This is a genomic window from Phyllobacterium sp. P5_D12 (assembly GCF_054049495.1).
The window spans coordinates 1-973 of the sequence record NZ_JBFUMG010001002.1; the positions used below are offsets into that span (position 1 = coordinate 1).

A 973-nucleotide genomic window follows, 5' to 3' on the forward strand; every position below is an offset into this window, starting at 1 on the left:
CATCAAGATCGACGTCAGCGACGGCGAGCGCCATGCCGCGAGGCGTGTCGAAAAGCGTTGTCAAACCACGAACGGTCAGGCCAAGACCAGTGCCGATTCCCACACTCATCGGCGTACCCTCATAAGCTGTGCCAGCCCGTCGCCGAGGAGACTGAAACCAAGACCGGTGATGACAATGGCAATGCCGGGAAAGACAGAAATCCACCAGGCGGTGCTCATGAAATTCTTGCCATCGGCGATCTGCACGCCCCATTCGGCAGCGGGCGGTTGGGCACCAAGACCGAGGTACCCAAGACTTGATCCCAAAAGGATCGCCAGCGCCATATCCGTCATCCAGTAGACTATCGCGGGTGTAATTGCATTGGGCAGGAGATGGCGAAAGACAATCCGCATCGGCGTATATCCCATGACCCGTCCAGCATCGRCATAGTCGAGACGTTTCTGAACCTTGACCTCGGCCGCGACGAGACGGGCATAGAATACCCAACCGACAATGCCGACGGCAACGTACATGTTGCCGAGGCCAGGCCCCAGAACCGAGACGATCGCGATCACCAGAACAAGAAACGGGAATGTGATGACAGCATCGACGACGCGGCCGAAAATAGCTTCCGCCAAACCGCCCGCATAGCCGACATAAGCGCCTACAATCGTTCCGAAGATGAACGGCCCGACTGTAGCGAACACGGCGATCTGCATATCGATCGTATAGGCATGGATCACACGGGACAGGACATCGCGACCAAAACTGTCGGTTCCGAACGGATGCGCCAATGTCGGCCCCTTCAGCAGCGCTTTATAGTCGAACGCAATGGGATCATACGGAGCAAACAGCGCTGGAAAGAATGCGATAAGCAAACTCACACCAATGATTATCGCGCCGGAAATCAACGTACGTGGCAATGCAAGCCGCCGGAATCTTGGGTACAGCCCAATTTTCTCAACAGCGACGCTCATCGGGCAACCCGAGGGT

The 973-nt window shown here is 56.6% G+C and carries 1 protein-coding gene; it reads right to left on the reverse strand.

Annotation, left to right across the window (positions count from 1 at the left end; all coding sequences use genetic code 11):
• Nucleotides 1–105: 105 nt before the first annotated feature.
• Nucleotides 106–957 (reverse strand): ABC transporter permease, encoded by an 852-nt coding sequence (locus ACXJ5O_RS28275; protein WP_457302807.1) that lies wholly within the window; start codon nucleotides 955–957, stop codon nucleotides 106–108.
• Nucleotides 958–973: the final 16 nt, after the last annotated feature.